The 19,878-nt window shown below is 73.1% G+C and carries 17 protein-coding genes; 10 read left to right on the top strand and 7 right to left on the bottom strand.

What is annotated here, in order from left to right; all coding sequences use genetic code 11:
* Positions 1-13: 13 nt before the first annotated feature.
* Entirely contained in the window at positions 14-2,008 is a 1,995-nt protein-coding gene (gene pknB, locus KKR89_RS10455) for a Stk1 family PASTA domain-containing Ser/Thr kinase (RefSeq protein ID WP_208195291.1), read from the top strand.
* Between the two features lie 96 nt (positions 2,009-2,104).
* On the opposite strand, the gene KKR89_RS10460 is transcribed toward pknB, so the two are convergent.
* From KKR89_RS10460 to KKR89_RS10470, 3 genes are all read right to left on the bottom strand, one after another.
* Positions 2,105-3,457 carry a class II 3-deoxy-7-phosphoheptulonate synthase gene (locus KKR89_RS10460; protein WP_208195292.1) on the bottom strand — a complete coding sequence of 451 codons (1,353 nt, stop codon included), beginning with the start codon at positions 3,455-3,457 and terminating at the stop codon, positions 2,105-2,107.
* Positions 3,454-4,674 carry a pyrophosphate--fructose-6-phosphate 1-phosphotransferase gene (locus tag KKR89_RS10465; protein ID WP_208195293.1) on the bottom strand — a complete coding sequence of 407 codons (1,221 nt, stop codon included), beginning with the start codon at positions 4,672-4,674 and terminating at the stop codon, positions 3,454-3,456. Before KKR89_RS10465 ends, KKR89_RS10460 begins: the two co-directional genes overlap by 4 nt.
* Positions 4,675-4,858: 184 nt before the next feature.
* Positions 4,859-5,656 carry a lysophospholipid acyltransferase family protein gene (locus KKR89_RS10470; RefSeq protein ID WP_243882227.1) on the bottom strand — a complete coding sequence of 266 codons (798 nt, stop codon included), beginning with the start codon at positions 5,654-5,656 and terminating at the stop codon, positions 4,859-4,861.
* Between the two features lie 119 nt (positions 5,657-5,775).
* Here KKR89_RS10470 and KKR89_RS10475 point away from each other — a divergent pair, with 119 nt between their 5' ends.
* Positions 5,776-6,360 (top strand): hypothetical protein, encoded by a 585-nt coding sequence (locus tag KKR89_RS10475; protein ID WP_208195294.1) that lies wholly within the window; start codon positions 5,776-5,778, stop codon positions 6,358-6,360.
* Between the two features lie 28 nt (positions 6,361-6,388).
* On the opposite strand, the gene KKR89_RS10480 is transcribed toward KKR89_RS10475, so the two are convergent.
* Positions 6,389-7,336 (bottom strand): ROK family glucokinase, encoded by a 948-nt coding sequence (locus KKR89_RS10480; RefSeq protein WP_208195295.1) that lies wholly within the window; start codon positions 7,334-7,336, stop codon positions 6,389-6,391.
* 232 nt (positions 7,337-7,568) lie between these two features.
* Between KKR89_RS10480 and KKR89_RS10485 the strand changes: the two genes are divergently transcribed.
* Positions 7,569-9,371 (top strand): AMP-dependent synthetase/ligase, encoded by a 1,803-nt coding sequence (locus KKR89_RS10485; protein WP_208195296.1) that lies wholly within the window; start codon positions 7,569-7,571, stop codon positions 9,369-9,371.
* Positions 9,372-9,433: 62 nt separating this feature from the next.
* On the opposite strand, the gene KKR89_RS10490 is transcribed toward KKR89_RS10485, so the two are convergent.
* Positions 9,434-10,756, bottom strand: coding sequence for an NYN domain-containing protein (locus tag KKR89_RS10490; protein WP_208195297.1), 1,323 nt, complete (start codon positions 10,754-10,756; stop codon positions 9,434-9,436).
* Between the two features lie 84 nt (positions 10,757-10,840).
* On the opposite strand from KKR89_RS10490, the gene KKR89_RS10495 reads away from it, so the two are divergent.
* Positions 10,841-12,658, top strand: a complete 1,818-nt coding sequence (locus tag KKR89_RS10495; protein WP_208195298.1) for a DEDD exonuclease domain-containing protein — start codon at positions 10,841-10,843, stop codon at positions 12,656-12,658.
* An 8-nt stretch (positions 12,659-12,666) separates the two neighbouring features.
* Complete coding sequence (locus KKR89_RS10500) at positions 12,667-12,948, top strand: Lrp/AsnC family transcriptional regulator (RefSeq protein ID WP_191779883.1); 282 nt, start codon at positions 12,667-12,669, stop codon at positions 12,946-12,948.
* Between the two features lie 30 nt (positions 12,949-12,978).
* On the opposite strand, the gene trpD is transcribed toward KKR89_RS10500, so the two are convergent.
* Together trpD and KKR89_RS10510 are read right to left on the bottom strand one after the other, a co-directional pair.
* Positions 12,979-14,031, bottom strand: coding sequence for an anthranilate phosphoribosyltransferase (gene trpD / locus KKR89_RS10505; RefSeq protein ID WP_208195299.1), 1,053 nt, complete (start codon positions 14,029-14,031; stop codon positions 12,979-12,981).
* On the bottom strand, positions 14,028-14,444 hold the full coding sequence (locus KKR89_RS10510) for a response regulator transcription factor (protein WP_208195300.1): 417 nt from the start codon (positions 14,442-14,444) through the stop codon (positions 14,028-14,030). Before KKR89_RS10510 ends, trpD begins: the two co-directional genes overlap by 4 nt.
* 182 nt (positions 14,445-14,626) lie before the next feature.
* Between KKR89_RS10510 and ctaE the strand changes: the two genes are divergently transcribed.
* The 5 genes from ctaE to KKR89_RS10535 all read left to right on the top strand — a co-directional run bounded on the left by ctaE (position 14,627) and on the right by KKR89_RS10535 (position 19,704).
* Positions 14,627-15,274, top strand: coding sequence for an aa3-type cytochrome oxidase subunit III (gene ctaE, locus KKR89_RS10515; RefSeq protein ID WP_208195301.1), 648 nt, complete (start codon positions 14,627-14,629; stop codon positions 15,272-15,274).
* Positions 15,275-15,353: 79 nt separating this feature from the next.
* Positions 15,354-16,139 (top strand): cytochrome bc1 complex diheme cytochrome c subunit, encoded by a 786-nt coding sequence (qcrC, locus tag KKR89_RS10520; protein ID WP_208195302.1) that lies wholly within the window; start codon positions 15,354-15,356, stop codon positions 16,137-16,139.
* A gap of 2 nt (positions 16,140-16,141) precedes the next feature.
* Positions 16,142-17,203, top strand: a complete 1,062-nt coding sequence (qcrA, locus tag KKR89_RS10525) for a cytochrome bc1 complex Rieske iron-sulfur subunit (protein ID WP_243882398.1) — start codon at positions 16,142-16,144, stop codon at positions 17,201-17,203.
* On the top strand, positions 17,200-18,951 hold the full coding sequence (qcrB, locus tag KKR89_RS10530; RefSeq protein WP_208195303.1) for a cytochrome bc1 complex cytochrome b subunit: 1,752 nt from the start codon (positions 17,200-17,202) through the stop codon (positions 18,949-18,951). Before qcrA ends, qcrB begins: the two co-directional genes overlap by 4 nt.
* Positions 18,952-19,074: 123 nt before the next feature.
* On the top strand, positions 19,075-19,704 hold the full coding sequence (locus KKR89_RS10535) for a superoxide dismutase (protein ID WP_191779895.1): 630 nt from the start codon (positions 19,075-19,077) through the stop codon (positions 19,702-19,704).
* The last annotated feature ends 174 nt before the right edge of the window (positions 19,705-19,878 follow it).

Below are 19,878 nucleotides of genomic sequence, written 5' to 3' on the forward strand. Positions count from 1 at the left end.
TAGACTTCCGCGCGTGGGAACCACCGTCACCGATCCGCTCGTGGGCCGTCTGGTCGACGGCCGGTACGAGGTCGTCTCGCGCATCGCGCGCGGCGGCATGGCGACGGTGTACCTCGCCATCGACCGTCGGCTCGACCGCGAGGTCGCGCTCAAGGTCATGCACCCGCACCTCGCCGAGGGGGCGACCGGGGGCGCCTTCGTCGCACGGTTCCGCCGCGAGGCACGCAGCGCCGCGCGACTGACGCACCCCGGGCTCGTGGGGGTCTTCGACCAGGGCGTCGACGGCGAGACCAGCTACCTGACGATGGAGTACGTCGACGGGTCCAACCTGCGGCGCCAGATCGCCGAGCAGGGCGCCCTGCGCGTCGGCGAGGCGCTGCGGGTGACCGAGAGCGTGCTCGACGCGCTGGCCGCCGCCCACCGCGCGGGCCTCGTGCACCGGGACGTCAAGCCCGAGAACGTGCTCATCGCGTCGGACGACCGCGTGCGCGTGGCCGACTTCGGCCTGGCCCGCGCGGTGACCGAGGTCACGTCGACGACCACCGGCACGGTGCTCGGGACGGTGGCGTACCTCGCGCCGGAGCTGGTGCAGCGCGGGGCCAGCGACGCCCGCACGGACGTCTACGCCACGGGCGTCATGCTCTTCGAGATGCTGACCGGCAGGCAGCCCTTCACGGGCGAGACCGCCATCCAGGTGGCCTTCCAGCACGTGACCTCCGAGATCCCGGCCCCGTCGACGCTGGTCGACTGGCTGCCGTCCGAGGTCGACGAGCTCGTCGGTGCGCTCGCCGCGCACAGCCCGGAGGACCGACCGCTCGACGCCGGGGCTGCACTCCTGCTCGTGCGGCGCACGCGCCTCGCGCTCGACGACGTCACCCTCGACCGACGTGCCGAGGTGCCGCCGACCGTCGTGCTGCCCGCCGCGACGGACCTCGACGAGACGGACCTGCCCTTCGTGGGCGACGCCGAGGACGACCTCGCGGACGACCCCGGCCTCACGGCGCGCGTCCCGGTCGGCGACCACGCCCGCGGCGGGACCGTCGCGCTGCCGATCGGGCTCGGGGTCGTCGAGCCCGCCGGCACCACGGCGCCGCCGGCGAGCCGGCGCCGCAGGACCGTGATCGCGGTGACCGTGGCCGTCCTCGCGCTGCTGGGCCTCGGCACGTGGTGGTACCTGGAGGCCGGCCCCGGCGCCTACACGAGCGTGCCCGCGGTGCTGGAGGTCCCCGAGGACGACGCCGTGGCCGCGCTCGAGGACGCCGGGCTGCGGCACACGCGCGCCGAGGCCTTCGACGACACGGTCGCAGCCGGCTCGGTGCTGTCGACCGACCCCGGTCCCGGAGCCGCCGTCCGCAAGGACGGCACCGTGACCTACACGGTCTCGAAGGGCCCCGACCTGGTCGTCGTCCCCGACGGGCTCGTCGGCGCGATGCAGGCGGACGCCGAGGGTGCGCTCGAGGGTGCCGAGCTCGTCGCCGCGTACGGCGACGAGGAGTACCACGACGAGGCGCCCGCCGGGCAGGTGCTCACCGCAGCGCTCCCGGACGGCACCGCTGCCGATGCCGGGGCGCAGGTGAAGCGCGGCAGCGCCGTGACGCTGGTCCTGTCCAGGGGGCCCGCCCCCGTGACCGTCACCTCCGTGGTGGGCATCACGGTCGAGGACGCGCAGGAGCAGCTCGCGTCCGACGCGCTCACCGTGGAGGCCACCGAGGCCTTCCACGACACCGTGCCCGCCGGGCGCATCATCGACCAGTCCCCCGTGGCCGGTGAGACCGCCCACCGCGGTGACGTCGTCACCGTCACCGTGTCGAAGGGTCCGGAGACGGTCCCGATGCCCGACCTGACCGGCAAGCAGTTCGACAAGGCCAAGGCCGAGCTCGACAGCCTCGGGCTGACGGCGAAGCGCGAGAACGTCCTGGGCGGCTTCTTCGGCACCGTGCGGACGCAGAGCGTGCCGGCGGGCGAGTCCGTGCGCAAGGGCACGGAGATCGTGCTGCAGGTCGTCTGACGACGCCCGCCGCCTGCCCCGCCACGCGGCGGTGGACCGACGTGGGACGGCCCCGGCCCAGACCGTCGTGGTCGGGGCCGGGGCCGTCCAGCCACGTCAGGCGCGGCGCAGCAGCTCCACGACCTGGAACGCCATCTCGAGCGACTGCTGGTGGTTCAGGCGCGGGTCGACCAGCGTCTCGTAGCGCCGGGCCAGCCCCTCGTCGTCGATCTCCTCGGTACCACCGAGGACCTCGGTGACGTCGTCGCCCGTGAGCTCGACGTGCAGGCCGCCGGGGACGGTGCCCAGCGCACGGTGCACCTCGAAGAACCCGGCGACCTCGTCCATGACGTCGGTGAACCGGCGCGTCTTGTAGCCGCTGGCCGACGTGATGCCGTTGCCGTGCATCGGGTCGCACACCCACGTCACGGGACGCCCGTCGGCGGTGACCTTCTCGACGAGCGCCGGGAGCAGGTCGCGGACCTTGCCGGCACCCATGCGCGTCACGAACGTCAGACGACCGGGCTCCCCCGTCGGGTTCAGCCGGTCCATGAGCGCGATCGCGTCGTCGCCCGTGGTGGTCGGACCGAGCTTGACCCCGAGCGGGTTCTGCACGCGCGAGAAGAAGTCGACGTGCCCGGAGTCGAGCTGACGCGTCCGCTCCCCGATCCACAGGAAGTGGGCCGAGCAGTCGTACGGCAGACCCGTGCGCGAGTCGATCCGCGTCAGGGGCCGCTCGTAGTCCAGGAGCAGGCCCTCGTGCGCCGAGTAGAAGTCCACCGCGCGCAGCGCGTCGACGTCGGCACCGCACGCGGCCATGAACCGGATCGCCCGGTCGATCTCCGCCGCGAGCTGCTCGTAGCGCGAGTACGCCGGGTTCGCCATGAACCCGCGGTTCCACTCGTGCACGCGCAGCAGCGACGCGAAGCCGCCCGTGGTGAAGGCGCGGATGAGGTTCAGCGTCGACGCCGACGTGTGGTACGCCTCGAGCAGGCGGTCCGGGTCCGGCGTGCGGGCCTCGGGCGTGAACTCGAAGCCGTTGATGATGTCGCCGCGGAACGCGGGGAGCGTGACGCCGTCACGCGTCTCGACGTCCGACGAGCGCGGCTTGGCGTACTGCCCCGCCATCCGGCCCATCTTCACCACGGGCAGGCTCGCGCCGTACGTGAGCACGACGGCCATCTGCAGGATCGTCTTGATCTTGTTGCGGATGTTGTCGGCCGTCGCCTCGGCGAAGGTCTCGGCGCAGTCCCCGCCCTGCAGGACGAACGCCTCCCCGCGCGACGCGGCGGCGAGCTGTGCCCGCAGCGCGTCGGCCTCGCCGGCGAAGACCAGCGGCGGCAGGCTCGCGAGCCGGTCACGCACGCGCCGGACCTCGGTGGCGTCCGGCCACTGCGGCTGCTGACCGACGGGCAGCGTCTCCCAGGCGTCGAGCCCGGCGACGACCTGCGGGTCGGGCTGCACGCTCATGAGTGGCTCGCCGGGACGAGGGGCTGCCCGATGTCCGACAGGAGCTCGCCGAACCACGCCTGCGACACGTCGAACGCCTTGCCCCCCGCGATGCGGGGGAACTCGATCGCCCGCAGCCGGTCGCCCTGCTCCTCGTCGTGCCCGATCACACCGGACTCGCCGCGCAGCGCGCACTCGACGGCCAGGTCGGTCATCGACTTGATGAGGCGCAGGTCCTCGGCGTTCGCCGCCGCCGCCCGGGAGTAGTACCCGGACTTCTGGACCATGACCTTCTCGGCGCCCAGCCGCTCGGCGAACTGCTTGGCGAACCACTGGCCGGGGTTGATCGTGTCGAGCTTGACGTGGCCGAACGGGTCACGCTCCGGGGGCGTGCCCGCCGCCTCGAGCTGCTCCACGATCTCGTGCATGCCGGCACCCTCGGACAGGAAGATGTTGACGTTGCCGAGCTCGTCCATGACGCCCTTGAGGCGCGTCGCCTCGGCGTCGATGTCCAGCGCCAGCTCCGGCAGGAAGACGGCGTGGATGTCCCAGCGCTCGCGCGAGAGCCCGATCTCCGGCACCCACTCCTGCAGGTCGAGCCACTTGCGGTACTCCGCGGCAGCCGCTGCCGTCAGCCAGCCGCAGTGGCGGCCCATGACCTCGTGCACGATCAGCATGCGCGGGCCCGAACGGTGCTCGCCGATGATGTTCACGGCGAAGCCGGCGGCCTCCTCGGCGGCCGTCCACGCGCCGAGGGACTGGCGGATCGGCACGACGTCGTTGTCGATCGTCTTGGGCAGGCCGACGACCGTCAGCTCGTAGCCGTTGTCGTGCAGGAACGCGGCCAGGTCGGCAGCGGTCGTGTTGGTGTCGTCGCCGCCGATCGTGTGCAGGACGTCGATGCCGTCGGCCTTGAGCTGCTCGGCCGCGACGTGCAGCGGGTCCTGACCCTCGGCCACCAGGCCGCGCTTGACGCAGTCCTTGGCGTTGGTGAGCTTGACGCGCGAGTTGCCGATCGGCGAGCCGCCGAACCGGTGCAGCACGCCGGCCTTGGCGCGGACCTCGGGCGTGACCGTGATGCTGTCACCCCGCAGCAGGCCGTGGTAGCCGTGCTGGTAGGCGATGATCTCGACCTCGGGAGCGATCTCCGTGTAGCGCTCGATGAGCCCACCGACGGCGGACGACAGGCAGGGAGCGAAACCGCCGGCGGTCAGAAGGGCGACGCGACGGACCGACATGGGACACACCTCTCGTTGGCAGAGCACGGACGGCGCGGGTGCAGGACGTACCCGGCCGGCCCAGCGTGGGGCCCGCGCAGGGGGCACGACCAGGACCGAGGTCCGGGTCGACCCGTCGCGCGGGGGACGGCGGGCACGCGCCCAGCGGGCACGCGCACGGGCCCGGCACGCGTCCGGGTCCGCCTCATCCTACTGACGGCGGAGCCTCGTCCTGCGGTGGGACCGGAACCTGGACATCGGGCACCGGTCGGCCGCCCGGCGCGGCGGGCATCGCGCCCGCGTCGTCCGGTGCCTGCGGGTGGCCCGTCGCGATCCGTGCCTTCTGCGTGGCCGCGTACACGTCCACGTACTCCTGCCCGGACAGGCTCATGATCGCGTACATGATCTCGTCGGTCACCGAGCGCAGGATGAACCGGTCGTTCTCCATCCCGCGGTAGCGCGAGAAGTCGAGCGGCTCGCCGATGACCACGCCGATGCGCATGACCTTGGGGATGCGCCGGCCGAGGGGCTGCGCCACGTCCGTCCCGACCATCGCGACCGGGACCACGGGCGCGCCGGACTCGAGCGCGAGGCGCGCCACACCCGTCTTGCCGCGGTAGAGACGCCCGTCCGGGCTCCGCGTGCCCTCGGGGTAGATGCCGAACAGACCGCCCTCGGACAGCCGGCGCAGGCCCGTCCGCAGCGCGGCCTCGCCGGCCTTGCCGCCCCCGCGGTCGACGGGGATCGTCCCGACGCCACGCATGAACCCGGCGGTCACCCGCCCCTTGAGGCCGGCGCCGGTGAAGTACTCCTGCTTCCCGATGAACACGATCTCGCGGTCGAGCACGAGCGGCAGGAAGAAGGAGTCGATGACGGCCAGGTGGTTGCTCGCGAGGATCGCGCCGCCCTCGGCGGGGACGTTCGCGGCACCGCGCACCCACGGCCGGTAGACCAGGCGCAGCAGGGGCCCGACGAACACCCGCTTCATCAACCAGTAGAACAACGTGTCTCCTCGCTCGACGCCCGCCGCACCGCCGTCGTCCCGGCGGCGCCGGACGGTCCCACGGACCTGCCACCGACCGCGACGGGTCGGTACGTCGGGTCCGACTCTAGAGTGCTCCCATGGACGCACGTCCCGACGACGACGCCGACGCCGACGACATCACCGGCGCGCAGCACCCGACCGGACCCCCGGCACGTCCCGACGACGCCTCCGCCGTGCCCTCCCGGGAGCCGCAGCCCTCGACGCCCGAGGACGACGAGGTGTGGGCGTCGATCGTCGCGCGCCTCTCCGACGTCGACGGCGGGACCGACCCCGCGCTGCGCCGCCTCCTGTCCGACCCCGAGGACGGGACGCCGCCCCCCGACGACGGCGCCCCGGCCCCTGGCCTGCCGGCGAGCGCCGGCGGACGCGACTGGGACGGCACCACGCAGTACGACCTGGCGGAGGACGAGGTCGACGACCTCGAGCACTTCGTGCCCGAGGACCCGGGCCCCGTGACGAGCACCGACCCCCTGCTCACCCTCGCCTGGGGAGCGGCCGCAGGCGTCCCCCTCTTCCTGCTCGTGGTCGTCACGGTGTGGCGGGACGCCCCGACCCTCCTGGTCCGGGCGGCGGCGGTGGTGTTCGTCGTCGCCGTGGCGGTCCTCGTGTGGCGCATGCCGCAGCACCGCGAGCCGACCGACGGGGACGGCGCGGTCGTCTGACGCGCCCCGGCCCGGCCGGACCGCGCCGTCAGATCCGCGCGAGGTCGGCGGCCCCGACCATGCCCGCGTCGTTGCCCATGTCGGCGACCACGATCCCCGCCTCCGGGCGGTGGCCGCGTCCCGAGAGCTGCTCGCCGAACGCCTTGCGCGCGGGCACGAGCAGCAGGTCGCCGGCAGCGCTGACCCCACCGCCGATGACGAACACCTCCGGGTCCAGCAGGGCCGCGACGCTGGCGGCACCCTCGCCCACCCAGCGGCCCACCTCGGTCAGCAGCTCGACGGCGAGCGGGTCGCCGTCCTGCGCCGCGCGGGTCACGAGCGGGCCCGTGATGCCCTCGACCCGGCCGCCCGCCAGCGCGATCAGCGCCGCCGCGCGCTCCGGCTGCGAGACCGCGGCCGCCTGCGCGTCGCGCACGAGCGCCGAGCCCGAGACGTACTGCTCCCAGCAGCCCTCGTGACCGCAGCCGCAGTAGTGACCGCCGGGCACGACCCGCATGTGGCCGATCTCCGCGGCGGCTCCCCAGGCGCCGCGCGCCAGACGTCCGCCCGAGACGATCGCGCCGCCGAGGCCCGTGCCGAGGGTCAGCATCACCATGTCCTCGACGTCCCGGCCGACACCGAAGCGGAACTCCGCCCAGCCGGCCGCGTTCGCGTCGTTCTCCACGACGATCCGGACGTCGTCGTCGCCGATCAGTGCCGCCACGTTGTCCCGCAGCGGGTACTCGCGCCAGGCGATGTTCGGGGCGAACAGGACCCGGGCACGGTCCGACGCGACGAACCCGGCCGCCGCCAGACCGACCTCGCGGACCTCGAAGGAGGCGGCGAGCTCGCGGTACACGTCCGCGATCGCCGCGTCGATGCTCGCGACGTCGTCGGGGTCGGTGTCCCGCCGGGTCTGGGCGAGGATCGTGCCGTCGTCGTCGACCACGCCCGCCGCGATCTTCGTCCCGCCGATGTCGACCCCGATGGCGTGCATGTCCTGGTCCGCTCCTGCCCTCGCCGCCCCGCGTCCGTCGCGCAGCGCCACCACGCTAGCCGCACTCGGTGCGCCGCGGGAGCGCATCCACGGCCGCACGTCGTGACGTGCGTGCCGCCGGCCGGTCCGAAATGCCCCTGGCCTGCGACTCCACCCGGCCGCGCGCCTCTGACCAAGGACCGGTGTCCCGTATCCTCATGGCACCCTTCGCCCCCCTGCCACTGGAGTCAGCATGGACGAGTCCCACAGCCCTCTGCTCATCGAGGTCGATCCGTCGGACAACCTCAACGACCTGCTCGCGGCTCGCGTGCGCAGCACGCCGGACAGGGTGCTCGTGGAGCGCTATGCCGACGGGCAGTGGCTGCCGACCACGGCCCGCGCGTACGACGCGGAGATCGTCGCGGCCGCCCGCGGTCTCGTCGCCAAGGGTGTGCAGCCCGGGGACCGCGTCGGGATCATGTCCCGCACGCGCTACGAGTGGTCGTTGCTCGACTGGGCGACGTGGGCCGTGGGTGCGGTGCCGGTGCCGCTCTACGAGACGTCGTCGGCCGAGCAGGTCGCCTGGATCCTCACGGACGCCGACGTCAGCGTGCTGTTCGTCGAGACGCCGGCGCACGCCGAGCTCGTCGCCGAGGTGCGCGACCAGGCGACGACGCTGCGCGAGGTCCTCGTCATCGACGAGGGGGCGATGGACGAGCTGGTGGCGGCCGGTGCGGGGGTCGAGGAGGCGGAGGTGACGCGGCGCAGGGGGCTCGCCGCGCGCGACGACCTGGCGACCGTCATCTACACGTCCGGCACGACGGGCCGGCCCAAGGGTGTCGAGCTGACGCACGGCAACTTCTCGGCGCTGACGACCAATGCGGTCGAGAAGCTCAACGTCGTCGTCTCGACGCCGGGTGCCCGGACCATGCTGTTCATGCCGCTCGCGCACGTCTTCGCGCGGTTCGTGCACGTGCTGACGATCCCCGCCGGCGCGGTGCTGGGCCACTGGCCCGACACCAGGACGCTCGTCGAGGGCATCGGGTCGTTCCGCCCGACGTTCATCCTCTCCGTGCCGCGCGTCTTCGAGAAGGTCTACAACTCGGCCGAGCAGAAGGCCGCCGCGGGTGGCAAGGGCGCGATCTTCCAGCGCGCGGCGAAGACGTCGATCGTGTACTCCCGGGCGCTGGACACCCCCGGCGGCCCGAGCCCCTGGCTGCGCCTGCAGCACAAGGTCGCCGACGTGCTGGTGCTCTCGAAGCTGCGCAAGGTGCTGGGCGGGCAGGTCGAGTGGGCCATCTCGGGCGGCGCACCGCTGGGCGAGCGCCTGGGCCACTTCTACCGCGGCGTCGGGCTCAAGGTGCTCGAGGGCTACGGGCTGACCGAGACGACCGCGCCGGCCACGGTGAACCTGCCCGAGCGCACCAAGATCGGGACCGTGGGGCCCGCGCTGCCCGGGACGTCGCTGCGCCTGGCCGCGGACGGCGAGATCGAGATCAAGGGCATCCAGGTGTTCCGCGGGTACCACGGCAACCCCGAGGCCACCGCCGAGGCGCTGCACGACGGGTGGCTGCGCACCGGCGACCTGGGCTCGATCGACGAGGACGGGTTCCTGCGCATCACCGGCCGCAAGAAGGAGATCATCGTCACCGCGGGGGGCAAGAACGTCGCGCCCAGCGTGCTCGAGGACCGGCTGCGCGGCCACCCCCTGGTCAGCCAGGTGGTCGTCGTCGGCGACCAGCGCCCCTTCATCGGGGCGCTCATCACGCTGGACCCCGAGGGCGTGCCCGGGTGGCTCTCGGCGCACGGCAAGCCGGCGATGACGCTCGAGGAGGCGGCCAAGGACCCCGACGTGCTCGCGTCGCTCGACAAGGCGGTCGAGCGCACCAACAAGGCCGTCTCGCGCGCGGAGTCGATCCGGCGCTACCGGATCCTGGACCGTGACCTGACGATCGCCGACGGGTACCTCACGCCGAAGCTCAGCGTCCGGCGCTCCGAGGTGCTCAAGGACTTCGCAGCGGACGTCGAGGCGCTGTACGGCGAGGGCGAGCGCTGAGCCCCGCTCCTCGACGTCCGACCCGCGCCCCCGGCCACCGGCCGGGGGCGCGGTCGTGACCGTCAGCGTCGGCGCAGCCGCTCGACGAGCGTCGCCGACGGCACGGCCCACGCGCCCGCGTCCTCGACGTCGTGGACGACCTCGCGGTCGGACGTCGCCACGACGAGCACCCGGCCCGGCGGTTCGGCCGCCACGAGGTGGCGCAGCAGGTCGTCGGCGGTCTCGCCCGCGGTGAACAGCACCCGCACGCCACGCACGGGGGCCGGCGCACGGTGGCCGGCCTGGCCGTCGAAGCAGCAGGTGATCTCGGCACCGGTCTGGGCGGCCAGCGCGGCCATGCCGTCCACGAGCAGCCGGCGCTGGTCGGCGAGCGAGGTGTGCGGCCACCCGGTCTTCGACACGTTGTACCCGTCCACCAGCAGGTGCGCGCGCGGCAGGCGCAGGAGGTCGTCGAGCAGGGCGGGGTCGTCGACCGATCGCCCGCGCGACGTGGGACGCCCGCTCGGCCCGTCGGATGTCGGCGCCACCAGGTCCGCGGGCAGGTCGCGCACGGGCGGCAGCGCCAGCTCCGCGCGCAGACCCGTGGCGGCGTCGACGACGGTGTCCAGCAGCAGCCGGACGCGGGACTCGACGAGCCGCTGCCCGGTCCGCACCTCGTCACGCGCGAAGGACCGTTGCGCCGAGGCGGCCCGCAGGTCGGCGGCCGCCCGGGCGCGCTCGTCGGCGGCCGCGGCCAGGTCGGCCGCGGCGCGTCGGGCGTCCTGCTCCGCCGCGGCCGCGAGCCCGCGGGCCTCGCTGCGCGCGCGGTCGGCGTCCGAGCGCAGCCGGCGCAGCTCGCGCTGCAGCCCTGCGAGCTCGTCGCGCGCGGTGCGCTCGCCCTCGCGCGCGACGCCCAGCGCCGTGCGCAGCCGCTCGAGCTCGCGCTCGGCGGCCTCGAGGCGCCGCCCGCCGGGGTCGTCCTGCGCGGACGGCGCGGGCGCCGGCAGGAGGTGGCGCCACGGCCGGCCCTGGAGCCACGCACCGACCGCGGCGTCCGTGCCCGGGCGCCCGGGCGGTGGCTCCGCGTCGGTCGGCTCCACGTCGGTCGACCTCGGTGACCCGTCCGTCGCGGGCACGCCGGCCTCCTCGTGCGCCTGCAGCCACACCCGCGTGACGCGCGCACGGAGGGCCTCGTCCTCGTGCAGCGCCACCCACAGCGGCTGCGCACCGGCGGCCGCGCGTCGCCGTGGCGCGAAGCGCCGGACCGCCGCCAGCGCCGTCGGCGTGTGCGTGGGCTCGATGTCGCCCAGCACGTCGGCCGCGAGCCGGACGAGCGCCGAGCGCAACGCGTCGGGCACGTCGGGCAGATCGGGGTCGCTTCCCGTCCCACCCTGCTGACCAGCCATGGCGCCAGCCTAGGCGCGCGTCCGGGACCCGGCGTCGACGTGGACCGCACGGGCCTGTCGGACGTGCCGGGTAGCGTCCGCGACATGCCCAGCCCGCGTCGCCTGCGTCCGCCCGAGGTGACCGCACCGGCGCCGGGCGCGACGCCGGTCCAGGTGGCCCTCGACGAGCTCGGGACGCCGTTGCAGGACGTGACCTTCGTGGTCGTCGACCTCGAGACCACCGGCGGACGCCCGGGCGACGACGCGATCACGGAGATCGGCGCCGTGAAGGTCCGCGGCGGTGAGGTCCTCGGCGAGTTCCAGACGCTCGTCGACCCGGGCGGGCCCGTGCCGCCGTTCATCCAGGTCCTCACCGGCATCACGACGTCGATGCTGATCGGCGCCCCGACCATCGCACAGGTCCTGCCGGGGTTCCTCGAGTTCGCCCGCGGTGCCGTGCTCGTCGCGCACAACGCGCCGTTCGACGTGGGCTTCCTGCGCGCGGCGGCGGCCCGGTGCGACCGCCCGTGGCCCGGCTTCCAGGTCGTGGACACCGTCCGGCTCGCGCGGCGCGTGGTCCTGCGCGACGAGGCGCCCAACCACAAGCTGTCCACGCTCGCTGCGCTGTTCGGGGCGGTCGAGACGCCCAACCACCGTGCGCTCGCCGATGCGCGGGCGACCGTCGACGTGCTCCACGCGCTGCTCGGGAGGCTCGCACCCCTGGGGGTGACGCACCTCGAGGACCTCGCGACCGCGACGGATCCCGTGCCGGCCGACGTCCGGCGGCGCAGCGGCCTCGCCGACGGTCTGCCCGACTCCCCCGGCGTCTACCTGTTCCGCGGCCCCCGGGAGGAGGTGCTGTACGTCGGGGTGTCGACGACCTCGCTGCGGCGCCGCGTCCGCAGCTACTTCACCTCGTCCGAGAAGCGCGGGCGCATGACGGAGATGGTGCGCCTCGCCGTCCGGGTCGATCCCGTGGTCTGCGCCTCGCCGCTCGAGGCCCGCGTCCGCGAGCTGCGCCTCATCGCCGAGCACGCACCTCGCTACAACCGACGCTCCCGGGCGCCCGAGCGCATGTCGTGGGTGCGCCTGACGGACGAGCCGTTCCCCCGGCTGTCGGTCGTGCGTGACGTGCGTGAGGGCGCGGCGCACATCGGGCCGTTCGCGTCCCGCACGCTCGCCCAGCAGGCGGTCGACGCCCTGCACGCGACCTTCCCGGTGCGGCAGTGCACGGGCCGGCTGCCGGCGCAGCCCGCGCCGGGCGCGCACGCGTGCGTGCTCGCCGAGGTCGGACGGTGCGGTGCCCCGTGCGTCGGCGGGCAGGACGTGGCGGGGTACGCCCCCGTGGCCGCGGCCGTGCGCGACGCGATGACGGGCGACCCGCGCGCGGTCGCCCAGGCACACGCGGCCCGCATCCGCACCCTCGCGACGCAGGAGCGGTTCGAGGAGGCCGCCGGCGTCCGCGACCGGCTGACCGCCTTCGTCCGGGGGGCGGGACGCGCGCAGCGCCACACCCGCGCCGGGGCGTGCCGCGAGCTCGTGGCGGCGCGCCGGACCGACGAGGGCGGGTGGGAGCTGGTGCTGGTGCGCCACGGCCGGCTCGCCGGCACCGCCGTCGTCGACAGGCGCACGGACCCCATGCCCGTGGTGGCGAGCCTGCGGGCCGGCGGCGAGCACGTCACGGCACCCGTCGCCCCCGCCACCGCGGCGCACCCCGAGGAGACGGACCTCGTCCTGGCGTGGCTCGAGCAGCCCGGGGTGCGCCTCGTCGTGCTCGACGGCGAGTGGTCGTCCCCCGCGCGCTCGGCGCAGTCGGTGCGCGACGCCGCTGCGGCGGTCACCCTCGATCTCGTCGCCCCACGTGCGCCCCTGCTCGACGACGCGCCGCCGAGCACCGCCACGGCGCCGCGGCGCACGGCATGATGGCAGCCATGCTCACTGCCATCGTGCTGATCGACTGCGACGCCGCCCGCATCCCCGAGGTCGCCGCGGCGACCGCGGACATCGAGGGCGTCAGCGAGGTCTACTCGGTCACCGGGGAGGTCGACCTCATCGCCATGGTCCGCGTGCGCGAGCACGACCGGCTGGCCGACGTGATCGCCGACAAGGTCAGCAAGGTCGAGGGCGTGCTGCGCACGCAGACCTACATCGCCTTCCGGGCGTACTCGCGCCACGACCTCGACGAGGCGTTCTCGCTCGGTCTCGAGGACTGAGCGCCGCACGCGTCGCCCGGCGCGCGGCCGTCAGGCGGCGGCCGCGGCGCGCCAGCGCTCGAGCACGTCCGCGGCGGCGCCGTCGTCGAGCGAGCGCTCGGCGTGGGTCACCCCTGCCAGGATCCGCTCCACGAGGGTGCCGTCCGCGGTGCCCGGCAGCGTGCCGTCCGCGACGAGCGCGGCCGCGGCGTTGAGCACCACCGTCTCGCGCACCGGCCCGCGCTCACCGGCCACGAGCCCACGCACGACCGCGGCGTTCTCCTGCGCACCCCCGCCGCGCAGCTGCTCGATCGTCACGGGCTCGACGCCGACGACGGTCGTCCAGTCGACGACCTCCTCGCGCACCTCCCCCGCACGGACCTCCCAGAACCGGGTCGACCCGGTCGCTGCCACCTCGTCGAGGCCGTCGTCCTCCCCGCGGAACACCAGTGCGGAGCGCCCACGGGCCGCCAGCACGCCGGCCATGAGCCCGGCCATGCGCGCGTCGGCGACGCCGATCGCGCTGGACTGCGGCTGCGCCGGGTTGGTCAGCGGCCCCAGGAAGTTGAAGGCGGTCGCGATCCCGAGGTCGCGGCGCGTGACGCCGGCGTGCCGCATCGCGGGGTGGAACGCCCCCGCGAAGCAGAACGTGATGCCCACCTCGGTCGCCAGCGCCGCGACGCGGTCGAGCGGCAGGTCGAGCCGGATGCCCAGGGCCTCGAGCACGTCGGCCGTGCCGGTCGACGAGGACGCCGCCCGGTTCCCGTGCTTGACGATCGTCAGGCCGGTCCCGGCGACGACCAGCGAGGCCATCGTCGAGATGTTGACGGTGTGCAGGCGGTCCCCGCCGGTCCCCACGATGTCGACGGCACGACCCGGCACCACGAAGCGGTGCGCGTGCTCCAGCATCATGTCCGCGAGCCCGGCGAGCTCATCGACGGTCTCGCCCTTGGCGCGCAGCGCCACGAGGAACCCGGCGACCTGCGACGGGGACGCCTCGCCACTCATCACCCGGTCCATCGCCCACGCCGCGCGGGCGCTGTCGAGGTCCTGGCCGCGGACCAGCGACGTGAGCAGGTCGGACCAGGTGGTCGTGGGCGTCATCCCCGCGCCGTCACCGCGTGCACCAGGTCCGCGACGGCGGCGTGCAGCACGACCGGGTCCAGGGGCCGGCTGACGACCGCGTCGGCGTTGGACCACGACGCGAGCCACGCGTCCTGCGGGCGACCGGTCAGGACGAGCACGGGCGGGCACTCGTACACCTCGTCCTTGAGCTGGCGGCACAGCCCCAGCCCGCCGACCTTGTCGGCCTCGCCGTCGAGCACGAGCACGTCCGCACCGCCCGCGTCCGCCACCGCGATCGCGGCGTCCGCGGTCGCGACCTCGATCCACTCGATGTCCGGCTCGCCGCGGCCGAGGCGACGCCCCACCGCGAGACGTACCTGGTCGCGCGCGTCCACGTCGTCGCTGTACAGCAGGATGCGCGGCGCGCGGGCCGCCGGGTTCGCGGTGCTCATGGTGCCCCTCACTCATCGTCGACGTGCAAGGGGCATCTTGGCACGTCGCCGGGCCCGCGGGGGCCGGACGCCCGCCCTGCGCGCGCCGGGGGCGGACGCGGGTCCACGGAAAGTGACGATGTGACATATCCCAACGTGCCGCCGTGGGTCGAACGACCCATGCGGCGCCCAGGTCAGCCATAATGGCGAACGTGTCGACCGCAACGGCTGCCTCGCGCCCTGTCCCCCACATGACCGTCAACCGACCGAACCCTGTGTCGGTCGGGACGATCGTGTGGCTCGCCAGCGAGCTCATGTTCTTCGCAGGTCTCTTCGCGATGTACTTCACGGTGCGCGCCGCGGTGCCCGAGGAGTGGGCGCTGCAGACGGAGAAGCTGAACCTGCAGTTCGCGTTCGCCAACACCACCGTGCTGGTGCTGTCGTCGGTGACGTGCCAGATGGGCGTGTGGGCCGCCGAGCGGCTCCAGCCGGTGCGCAGCGGCTCGCTGCTCCAGTTCTGGCGCTGGGGCATGAACGAGTGGATCACCCTGACGTACGTCATGGGCGCCTTCTTCATCGGCGGGCAGATCTTCGAGTACGCCGAGCTGGTCGAGCACGGCCTGACGATCTCCTCCTCGGCCTACGGCTCGGTCTTCTACCTGACGACCGGCTTCCACGGCCTGCACGTCGTCGGCGGTCTCATCGCCTTCCTCATCCTGCTCGGCCGCTCGTTCTCGGCCAAGCGGTTCACGCACCACGAGGAGACGACAGCGATCGTCACCTCCTACTACTGGCACTTCGTCGACGTCGTCTGGATCGCGCTGTTCGCGGTCATCTACCTGATCAGATGACGCCGACCGGACCGCTCCGGCGGCCCGGTGCCACGTTCCACCCCCGCACACCCCCGACATGCGAGACGAGGACCGATCCGTGAAGGCACTCGCAGCCCGCAGGCACGACCGGCGTGCGCCGGTCGTGCTGCTCCTGCTGGCGCTGCTGCTCACCGGCGCGCTGTACGCAGTGCTGGCCCCGACCTCCGCCGACGCCGCACCCGCTGCGGCGACGGCGGACGAGGTGGAGACCGGTGAGAAGCTGTTCCAGGCCAACTGCGCCACGTGCCACGGCCCGGAGGCGACCGGACGCGAGGGCGTCCCGTCGCTCGTCGGCGTCGGCGCCGCCGCCGTGGACTTCCAGGTCGGCACCGGCCGCATGCCGCTGCAGATGAACGGCCCGCAGGCGCCGGCCAAGCCGGCCCAGTTCGACGAGGAGCAGATCGCGGCGCTGGCCGCCTACGTCGCCTCGCTCGGCGCCGGCCCGTCGGTCCCGACGGCAGAGCAGGTCGACGGCTCGCTCGGCGACCCCGCCAACGGCATGGCCCTGTTCCGCACCAACTGCGCGATGTGCCACAACGCCGTCGGCGCCGGCGGTGCGCTCTCCGAGGGCAAGTGGGCACCGAACCTCTGGGAGACGACGCCCACCCACGTCTACGAGGCGATGGTCACCGGACCCCAGTCGATGCCCGTCTTCAACGAGGCCACCCTCACGTCCGAGGAGAAGCGCGACATCATCGCCTTCCTCGACCTGCAGGGCCAGGGCGCGCCCGGCGGTCTGAGCCTCGGCAGCCTCGGACCGGTGAGCGAGGGCCTGTGGGCCTGGGTCATCGGCATGGGGCTCCTCATCGGCGCAGCAGTCTGGATCGGAGCGAGGTCCTCGTGAGCATGACCCACGGCCACGGCCACGAGGGCCAGGACGCCCCCGAGCAGAACGGCACCGCCGGCTCGGACGTCGCCCTGCGCCAGGGCGAGGACGCCGCCGACAAGTTCCCCAACCCGGGCTTCGGGCCGCACCGCCCGCGTCGCGCGGACGTCGACCCCCGGGCCGACAAGCGTGCGGAGCGCCAGGTCGTCGCCCTGTTCGCACTGTCGGTGCTCGGGACGATCGGCTTCATCGCCGCCTACTTCGCTCTCCCCCCGGGCGACACGATCGCGTCGATGCGCACGTCGAACCTCGCGCTCGGTCTCGGCCTCGCGTTCGCGCTGCTCGGGATCGGTCTCGCGGCCGTCCACTGGGCCAAGTCGCTCATGAACGACCACGAGAAGGCCGAGGACCGGCACGCGCAGCGCAGCACGGACCAGACCCGCGCCGAGGCCCTCCAGGTCCTGCGGGACGGTGCGCAGGACTCCGGGATCGGTCGCCGCGGCGTCCTCAAGGGCGCTCTCGTCTCCTCGCTCGCGCTCTTCCCGCTGACGATCGCGCTGCCGCTCATCGGCGAGGTCGGCGAGGACTGGAACGTCTCGAAGTTCAAGCGCACACTGTGGGCGAAGAACAAGAAGCTCACGATCGACCCGAGCGGCCGCCCCATCAAGGCCGCCGACGTCACCATCGGCTCGGTCGTGCACGTGATCCCCGAGGGGCTCGACGAGTCCGAGGCACCGCTGGACGAGAAGGCCAAGGCCGTCGTCCTCCTGGTCCGCATGGACCCCCGGGACATCAAGTCCGAGCAGGGCGAGGGCTGGTCGTACGACGGCATCGTCGCCTTCTCGAAGATCTGCACCCACGTGGGATGCCCGGTGGCCCTGTACGAGCAGCAGACGCACCACCTGCTGTGCCCGTGCCACCAGAGCACGTTCGACGTCGCCGACAGTGCGAAGGTCGTGTTCGGTCCCGCCAAGCGGCCGCTCCCCCAGCTGCCGATCACCGTCGACGACGAGGGCTACCTGGTCGCGCAGAGCGACTTCCACGAGCCCATCGGTCCGAGCTTCTGGGAGCGGCTGCGATGAGCACCACGACCGCACCGACCGGCGGCAGCAAGGCCGCCGCGGCGACCGCCGACTACCTCGACCAGCGCACCGGCATCGGGACCGCGGTCAAGGAGTTCGCGCGCAAGATCTTCCCCGACCACTGGTCGTTCCTCCTGGGCGAGATCGCGCTCTACAGCTTCATCACGCTGCTCATCTCCGGCGTGTTCCTCACCATGTTCTTCGTCCCGAGCATGACCGAGGTGCACTACGAGGGCCCCTGGCCGTCGGCGCACGGTGTGGAGATGTCGGAGGCCTACGCCTCGACGCTGCGCCTGTCGTTCGAGGTGAGGGGCGGTCTGCTGATGCGGCAGATCCACCACTGGGCGGCGCTGATCTTCATGGCGGCGATCGTCACGCACATGATGCGCGTGTTCTTCACGGGCGCGTTCCGCAAGCCGCGTGAGCTCAACTGGGTCGTCGGGTTCGTCCTGATGATCCTCGGCCTCGCCGCCGGCTTCACCGGCTACTCGTTGCCGGACGACGTGCTGTCCGGCAACGGCCTGCGCATCACCGACGGCGTGGTCCGCTCCATCCCCATCCTGGGCAGCTACCTGTCGTACTTCATCTTCGGCGGCGAGTTCCCCGGGCACGACGTCATCCCGCGGCTCTTCACGCTGCACATCCTCGTGGTGCCCGGGCTGATCCTGGCCCTGGTCGCGCTGCACCTGTTCTTCGTGGTCCTGCACAAGCACACGCAGTACCCGGGCTCGGGCCGCACCAACGCGAACGTCGTCGGGTACCCGCTGTTCCCGATCTACGTCGCCAAGGCCGGTGGCTACTTCTTCGTGGTGTTCGGCGTCATCGCCCTCATGGCGGCCACGATGTCGATCAACCCGGTCTGGAACTACGGACCGTACGACCCCTCGCCCGTGTCCGCCGGTGCGCAACCGGACTGGTACATGCTCTTCCTCGAGGGCGCGCTGCGCCTCATGCCGGGGCAGACGGAGTACGTCCTGTTCGGCCCCGACGGGTACACGCTGTCGCTCAACGTCCTCATCCCGGCGGTCGTGGTCCCGGGTGTGCTGTTCAGCCTCCTGGCGCTCTACCCGTTCATCGAGGCGTTCGCGACCGGCGACAAGCGCGAGCACCACGTGCTGGACCGGCCCCGCAACCGACCGTTCCGCACGGCGTTCGGCGTCTCCGTCCTCGTGGCGTTCTTCATCCTGGTCCTGGCAGGCTCCAACGACCTCCTCGCGACGCACTTCGACCTGTCGATCAACGACATCACGTGGGTCTTCCGGTTCCTGTTCTTCCTGGCCCCCTGGGCGGCGTTCGTCATCACGAAGCGCATCTGCCTGGGGCTGCAGCGCAAGGACCGCGAGCTCGTCCTGCACGGGCACGAGACGGGTCAGATCGTCCGGTTCGCGTCCGGCGAGTACATCGAGGTGCACAAGCCGCTCGACCCGCACGAGCGCTGGCTTCGCGTGCAGCACGACGCGATCCGTCCGATCCAGATCGAGCCGGCGGAGGACTCGCGTGGTGTGCGCCGCAAGGGCTACGGCCTCGACCGCATGCGCCAGCGGCTCTCGCAGGCGTTCTACGAGGACCGCGTGGAGCCGGTCACCCCGGCCGAGCTCGAGGCCTCCCACTCCCACGGGGAGCACGACGCCCTGGGCTCCGACCAGGAGAAGGCACCGGCTCAGCTGATCTCCGAGGGCGCCCCCACGGGTGGCGGCACGCGGCTGCGCCCGCAGGATGAGACAGGTCCCGACACGCGGAACAGGTGATCCTGGACCAGAGTTGACCTGACAGACGACCGTTCGCGGTGTCCGGCCGGATGGCCGGGCACCGCGACGGCGTTTCCGGGCGGTTGCCTCGGCAGCCGCCAATCGACGCAGGAGAGGTACGAGATGGCTGACTACACGCTCCCGGATCTGCCGTACGACTACGCGGCGCTCGAGCCGCACATCTCCGGCAGGATCATGGAGCTGCATCACGACAAGCACCACGCCGCGTACGTCGCGGGCGCGAACACGGCGCTCGAGAAGCTCGCCGCGGCGCGCGAGTCCGACGACTTCGCGACGGTGAACCTCCAGGAGAAGAACCTCGCGTTCAACCTCGGTGGGCACGTCAACCACTCGGTCTTCTGGGAGAACCTCTCCCCCGACGGCGGCGACAAGCCCGTCGGTGAGCTGGCCGCCGCGATCGACGAGTTCTTCGGCTCGTTCGAGGCGTTCCAGAAGCACTTCGCCGCCAACGCGGCAGGTATCCAGGGCTCCGGCTGGTCGATCCTCGGCTGGGACTCCGTGGGCCAGAAGCTGGCGATCTTCCAGCTCTACGACCAGCAGAGCAACTACCCGCTGGGGCTCGTGCCGATCGTCGTGCTCGACATGTGGGAGCACGCGTTCTACCTCGACTACGTCAACGTCAAGGCGGACTACATCAAGGCGTGGTGGAACATCGTGAACTGGGCCGACGCCGCCGAGCGCTTCGCGCGGGCCCGCACCCAGACCGCCGGGCTCATCGTCGCGTCAGCCTGACGTCGACCCGTCCGTCCGACCGCGGCCGCTCTCCCCGCGGGGAGGGCGGCCGCGGTCGTTCCGCGCCACGACGCGCAGGAGCCCTCGCAGGACCGCGAGCGGGACCTGGGGCACCCGAAGCACCGGTGGCGGCCGGGGACGGCGCGGTGCGGCGCCAGCGGCAGCGTGCGGCCG

It is taken from the genome of Cellulomonas dongxiuzhuiae, from assembly GCF_018623035.1.
Taxonomy (GTDB): Bacteria; Actinomycetota; Actinomycetes; order Actinomycetales; family Cellulomonadaceae; genus Cellulomonas; species Cellulomonas dongxiuzhuiae.

Excerpts from the sequence above, each read along its gene's own strand:
- KKR89_RS10460 (WP_208195292.1), bottom strand. The coding sequence starts at position 3,457 with ATGAGCGTGCAGCCCGACCCGCAGGTCGTCGCCGGGCTCGACGCCTGG.
- KKR89_RS10465 (WP_208195293.1), bottom strand. The coding sequence starts at position 4,674 with ATGTCGGTCCGTCGCGTCGCCCTTCTGACCGCCGGCGGTTTCGCTCCC.
- KKR89_RS10475 (WP_208195294.1), top strand. The coding sequence starts at position 5,776 with ATGGACGCACGTCCCGACGACGACGCCGACGCCGACGACATCACCGGC.
- KKR89_RS10480 (WP_208195295.1), bottom strand. The coding sequence starts at position 7,336 with ATGCACGCCATCGGGGTCGACATCGGCGGGACGAAGATCGCGGCGGGC.
- KKR89_RS10485 (WP_208195296.1), top strand. The coding sequence starts at position 7,569 with ATGGACGAGTCCCACAGCCCTCTGCTCATCGAGGTCGATCCGTCGGAC.
- KKR89_RS10490 (WP_208195297.1), bottom strand. The coding sequence starts at position 10,756 with ATGGCTGGTCAGCAGGGTGGGACGGGAAGCGACCCCGATCTGCCCGAC.
- KKR89_RS10495 (WP_208195298.1), top strand. The coding sequence starts at position 10,841 with ATGCCCAGCCCGCGTCGCCTGCGTCCGCCCGAGGTGACCGCACCGGCG.
- KKR89_RS10500 (WP_191779883.1), top strand. The coding sequence starts at position 12,667 with ATGCTCACTGCCATCGTGCTGATCGACTGCGACGCCGCCCGCATCCCC.
- trpD (WP_208195299.1), bottom strand. The coding sequence starts at position 14,031 with ATGACGCCCACGACCACCTGGTCCGACCTGCTCACGTCGCTGGTCCGC.
- KKR89_RS10510 (WP_208195300.1), bottom strand. The coding sequence starts at position 14,444 with ATGAGCACCGCGAACCCGGCGGCCCGCGCGCCGCGCATCCTGCTGTAC.
- ctaE (WP_208195301.1), top strand. The coding sequence starts at position 14,627 with ATGGCGAACGTGTCGACCGCAACGGCTGCCTCGCGCCCTGTCCCCCAC.
- qcrA (WP_243882398.1), top strand. The coding sequence starts at position 16,142 with ATGACCCACGGCCACGGCCACGAGGGCCAGGACGCCCCCGAGCAGAAC.
- qcrB (WP_208195303.1), top strand. The coding sequence starts at position 17,200 with ATGAGCACCACGACCGCACCGACCGGCGGCAGCAAGGCCGCCGCGGCG.
- KKR89_RS10535 (WP_191779895.1), top strand. The coding sequence starts at position 19,075 with ATGGCTGACTACACGCTCCCGGATCTGCCGTACGACTACGCGGCGCTC.